We start from the raw sequence: 5,258 nt of genomic DNA, 5'->3' as shown, positions 1-5,258 counted from the left end.
GCTCCAGCGTCATGAAACTTTGGCCGCTGGAGCGGCCACACCTGCGTTCCCACGCTGGAGCGTGGGAACGAGCAGAAGAGGACCTCAGCGGGGAACTGGTCCCTGGCCTTGGAGTTAGCAATACCATGATTAATCGCCGCCTACTTATTGTTCTTCTGTTCGCCCCCTTCGCTTTTATGTTGACCGGATGTCCGAGACTCGCCTATATAGAGGCGCACAACAATACACCGACTGCACTGACGATCGAAGAACCGACTCTGGAAAGAGAGATCTATCTTAAATCCGGCCAAACAGCACGATTTAGGTTTGGTGGCCAATATTTCAATGTCAAGTCGGGGCATGGTACTTTGAACTACCCGCGAAACATCCCATTCTCCGGCGAGTATGGTCCCTATTACGATGGAACCCTGCGGATTCAGATCAATCCGGATGGTGTGATCTATGCCTTGAAGACGAGCGAAGCCCCTCCCTTATCGGATTTTTCCGAGCAGCCCAACGGCTATCCCCTTGCGGGCTTCGAAGAAGGCAATACTCTCTTTGCCTCGTGCTTGGATGAGATACAAAAGAAATGGGAAGAACTCATAGGAATTCAGGAACGGTCTGGGCCTATCAAATCTTCAGATATTAAACTCATCTCATGCTTGGATAGGTTGCAAACAAAGAAAGCGGCGGAATCCCGAAGATAGCCTATGGAATAGATGCTGTAATCCCGGAGTCTGCACCCAGGCACCGATTCGCTATGAGCCCGTAGGGCGAGGCAAATAAAGATCCCGCGTAGGGCGGACGTGCCCAAATCAAGGCTGGGGAACGATCGTGCAGATCGGATTGAGGACAAGGCCACAGGTTTCTGCGCAACATGTGATCCACGACCAATTGCCTAACAATAAGCCCTTGAATCCCTGCGACCTCGCTGGTCGGGGGGTGCTGATTACCCGTCCCGCGGCCCAGGCTGAGGGGTTGTGTCGGCTCGTCGCGGCCGCTGGAGGTAGGGCCATCCGTTTCCCCACCGTCGCCATCGAGCCGGTAGCGAATCGGGAACCGGCCCGGGAGCTGCTGGCCCGGGAGTGGGACCTGATCCTGTTTGTCAGTCGCAACGCGGTTGAGCAGGCCTTGTCTTTGTTCCCCAATCGTCGCTTGCCCGCGGAGCCGCAGTTGGGCGCAGTCGGCGCGGCTACCGCCCAGGCCCTGACCCTTGCCGGTCGGGTCCCGGATCTGATGCCCACCGGCCGCTTCGACAGTGAGTCTCTGTTGGCGCTCCCGGCGCTCGCGGATCTCGAGGGCCGACGGGTGTTGATTGTGCGTGGAGTCGGCGGCCGCGGTCTGCTGGGCGATACCCTGATCGAGCGGGGTGCACGGCTCGCCTACGCCGAGGTTTACCGCCGCACGCTTCCTGTCACCGATGCCGCTTCCTTATTGACACGCTGGCGGCGAGACGTACAGCTCGCCACGGCTACCAGCGGAGAGATACTGGAGAATCTGCTCACATTGATCGGGGGGAAGGGACGGGATTTGCTGCTCGCCACGCCCCTGGTGGTCGTCAGCGAACGTACCGGGAAAACCGCCACGGCGCTCGGGTTTACCCGCGTGGAGGTGGCGGACGGCGCCTCGGACACAGCCGTTCTCGCGGCCCTGTGCCGTATTATCGAAACCACTCCACAAGCGGGCAGTGGTAAATCTTTAACTGGTAGAGGGTAGCTTGGGTTGCTGCGCGGCTCGGCGGACTCAATTCTTTTGGGACTACCAATACTCTATCAGTTATAAATTTACCACTACCCACAAGCGGTTCATACGCACTTGCCCTAAAAAGGCAGTCTCCCAGGCGGCATCCCGCCCGGTATCCGACCCTTGAGGCCGCGCATCATCTTCGCCATGCCCCCGCCCTTCATCTTCTTCATCATCTTCTGCATCTGGGAGAACTGTTTGAGCAGCCGATTGACGTCTTGGATCTGGGTCCCCGAGCCGGTAGCGATACGGCGCTTACGCGAGCCTTTGATGATGGCCGGGAACTGCCGCTCGTGTGGGGTCATAGCATTGATGATGGCGATCAGCTTGACCAGTTCCTTGTCGTTCACCTGATTCTTGATTTGATCCGGAAGCTCGTTCATTCCCGGAAGCTTATCCATGAACTCGGCCATGCCGCCGAGATTGGACATCTGCAACAGTTGCCCACGAAAGTCCGCCAGGTCGAAACCCTTTCCCTTCTTGAGCTTCTTGACCAACCTTTGGGCCTGTTCGTGGTCGACCTTACTCTGCACCTCTTCGACCAGCGAGAGCACATCCCCCATACCCAAGATGCGCGAGGCCACTCGGTCCGGGTGGAAGGGCTCCAGGGCGGCGGTCTTCTCGCCCACGCCGAGGAACTTGATGGGCTTGCCCGTGATGTGGCGGATCGAGAGGGCGGCACCGCCGCGGGCATCGCCGTCGGCCTTGGTCAACACCACGCCGGTCAGGGGCAGGGCCGCGTCGAATGCCTGGGCGGTGTTGGCCGCGTCCTGGCCGGTCATACTGTCTACCACGAACAGGGTCTCGGCCGGATCGATGGCCCCATGCAAGGCCCTGATTTCGTCCATCATGGCCACGTCCACGTGGAGACGGCCCGCGGTGTCGACGATCAAGACATCGAAAAAACCCTGCTGCGCGGCCTCGTGGGCCCTCCGGGCGATATCCACCGGGTCCTGGTCGCCGCTGCTGGGAAAGCATTCGGCCTGCACCTCCGCGGCGAGCGTCCGCAGCTGCTCGATGGCGGCCGGCCGGTAGATGTCACAGCTCACCACCATGACCTTCTTGTGCTGCTTCTCCAGCAGCCAGCGGGCGAGCTTAGCGACGCTGGTGGTCTTTCCCGAGCCCTGCAGGCCCGCCATCAGGATCACCGCGGGAGGCTGAACGTTCAGGTCCAGACCCTGGTTGGCCTCCCCCATCAGGCTCATCAGCTCGTCATTGACGATCTTGATCAGGGCCTGGCCCGGGGTGAGGCTGGTGAGGACATCCTCCCCCATGGCCTTCCCGCGCACCTGCTCCACAAATTCACGTACCACGGGAAGGGCCACATCGGCCTCGAGCAGGGCCATGCGCACCTCGCGCATGGTGTCCTTGATATTCGACTCGGTGAGCCGGCCCCGGCCCCGGACATTCTTCAGAACACCGCCGAGACGATCCTGGAGATTCTCGAACATCAGCTACCTCATGGGGAACAAGCGCCGCGACTCCACCGGCACCCTTACGGAGAGATCACGTGGCCTTGCAACTATACGCACCCGCCCTGTGTGCCGCATCGGCTTTTCCCGACGCCCTGCTTTATGTCATCATCCGTCGCATGAGCCACACCCTGATTTCATACGTCGCCATCCTGTTCTATTTGATCTGCGGTTCTCTTATCGCCCTGCGGCTGTTTCGCCGTGACCAGCCCGCTCTACCCGGACACCCCTCCATCCTGATGGTCGGGTTCGCGGGACTGATTCTGCACACCTGGCTCATCTACGATGCCATCTTCAGCCAGCCGGGACTCAACCTGGCCTTCTTCAACGCCCTGGCCCTGGCCGCCTGGACCGTCGTCGCGCTCCTGCTCGTCTCCAGCCTCACCAAGCCGGTCGAGAATCTAGGGATTCTCATCCTGCCCGTAGCGGCCCTGACCCTGTTTCTGGAAGCCCGCTACCCAAGCCAGGGCTTTATGCGTGAATCCACGGGCTGGCCCATCAAGATCCACGTATTGCTCTCCATGCTCGCTTACAGCCTGCTGACCCTGGCCAGCGTGCAGGCAATCCTGCTGGCGGTGCAGGATCATCACCTGCATAGTCGACAACCGGCCGGTTTCCTGCGCGCCCTGCCCCCGCTGCAGACCATGGAAAGCCTGCTGTTCGAGATGATCGGCGTGGGCTTCGTGCTGCTTACCCTCGCCTTGGCGAGCGGCTTCGCCTTCCTGGAGGACATGTTCGCCCAGCACCTGGTGCACAAGACCGTGCTCTCTACCCTCGGCTGGCTGGTCTTCGGTACCCTGCTCCTGGGGCGCCTGCGCTACGGCTGGCGCGGTCGCACGGCCATCATCTGGACCCTGAGCGGCTTCGTCATCCTGGTGCTGGCCTACTTCGGCAGCAAGGCGGTGCTAGAGCTTATCCTGCAACGCTGAGCGGACCCCAGTGCCTGTTAATCGGGAAGGAAATTTATACGCGCCTGCCCGGGCAGAAATGCTAGAATTTTACCCTTCAATAGGGACTTCTTAACATACCCGTCGCCTATGGGTCCTGCGGATTTGCGGTGCAATGTCGCGAGCGGGTGTGCGCCCTTTGTAGCGCAGCGTGAAACCCAGGTGTGACATGGGTAGATCAGATCGGGGCCGTAGCTCAGCCGGGAGAGCGTCGCGTTCGCAATGCGAAGGTCAGGGGTTCGATCCCCCTCGGCTCCACCAATCATATTTTCAATCCATTGATTTACAAGGAAGTTTTAGTCCATCCCCTTATGCGTCTCCTTTTAGTCCCCCTTTCGGACGGCGCTTACCTCGACAACTCGTTCTCCGGTATCGCCGATTCCGACAACTCGGAGTCTCGTCCGTTGTTCGGTAGGTAGATCACTACCCCTTTTGCCTCCTTCTCCCCGCTCGGGTCGGTTAAGGCAGTCTTGCTCGGCGTGTCCAGGCCAAACAGTTTCCGGCGCTCAGCACCGCTTGCCTTCCTCGCGCGCACGCGCATACCGAAATCATTTGGGAGGCTATCGAGAATCCTGGTTCGTCCGGTTGAACAATAAGGACAAGACCATTTCCATGACACCTGCAAACTTTCAGCAACTCTCCAACTTCATCTGGTCCGTGGCCGATTTGCTGCGTGGCCCCTGTCGGCCGCCTCAGTACGAGCGGGTCATGCTGCCGATGACGGTACTGCGCCGGTTTGACTGCGTGCTGGGGACGACCAAGAAAGCGGTCCTTGACGAGTATGAGAAATACAAGCACAAGGACAGCCGCGTCGAATACGGCAACACCCTGATCGACGACAGGTTCGACCGGCACCCCGAGAACCGCTTCGACTACCTGCTGGCCAATCCCCCCTTCGGCGTGGATTGGAAGGCGGAGCAGAAGGTCATCAACCGCTGGCCCAGTTTCCGGGGCTACAGCGGCAAGCTGCCCAGGGTGAACGACGGGGCGCTGCTGTTCCTCATCCACATGATCGCCAAGTTCCAGCCCTTCGAGGAGGGTAAGAGGCTGTCTAAAAATTAAGATACTGATTTTAGGGAATAAAATCTGCAAATTTCACGCTCGTTCCCACGCTCCA

5 protein-coding genes and 1 tRNA gene are annotated in these 5,258 nt (G+C 59.6%); 5 read left to right on the top strand and 1 reads right to left on the bottom strand.

Annotated features, from left to right (window positions below; genetic code table 11):
- Positions 1 to 686 (top strand): hypothetical protein (locus BQ17_RS10865; RefSeq protein WP_218068223.1); only part of this gene is annotated, 686 nt, incomplete at its 5' end.
- 172 nt (positions 687 to 858) lie between these two features.
- Positions 859 to 1,695: a uroporphyrinogen-III synthase gene (locus BQ17_RS10860; RefSeq protein WP_256091550.1), complete on the top strand. Its 837-nt coding sequence runs from the start codon at positions 859 to 861 to the stop codon at positions 1,693 to 1,695.
- 104 nt (positions 1,696 to 1,799) lie between these two features.
- Here BQ17_RS10860 and ffh read toward each other — a convergent pair whose 3' ends face one another.
- Positions 1,800 to 3,173, bottom strand: coding sequence for a signal recognition particle protein (ffh, locus tag BQ17_RS10855; RefSeq protein WP_089726953.1), 1,374 nt, complete (start codon positions 3,171 to 3,173; stop codon positions 1,800 to 1,802).
- 140 nt (positions 3,174 to 3,313) lie between these two features.
- Here ffh and BQ17_RS10850 point away from each other — a divergent pair, with 140 nt between their 5' ends.
- From BQ17_RS10850 to BQ17_RS10835, 3 genes are all read left to right on the top strand, one after another.
- Entirely contained in the window at positions 3,314 to 4,123 is an 810-nt protein-coding gene (locus BQ17_RS10850; RefSeq protein WP_089726956.1) for a cytochrome C assembly family protein, read from the top strand.
- Positions 4,124 to 4,326: 203 nt separating this feature from the next.
- Positions 4,327 to 4,402 (top strand) — tRNA-Ala (locus tag BQ17_RS10845).
- A gap of 351 nt (positions 4,403 to 4,753) precedes the next feature.
- A complete protein-coding gene (locus BQ17_RS10835; protein ID WP_218068222.1) occupies positions 4,754 to 5,203 on the top strand; it encodes a type I restriction-modification system subunit M N-terminal domain-containing protein in 450 nt (149 codons plus the stop codon).
- Positions 5,204 to 5,258 lie beyond the last annotated feature (55 nt).

The organism is Candidatus Thiosymbion oneisti (genome assembly GCF_900092655.1).
Lineage (GTDB): Bacteria > Pseudomonadota > Gammaproteobacteria > Chromatiales > Chromatiaceae > Thiosymbion > Thiosymbion oneisti.
This window is presented reverse-complemented; position numbering and strand designations above follow the sequence as displayed.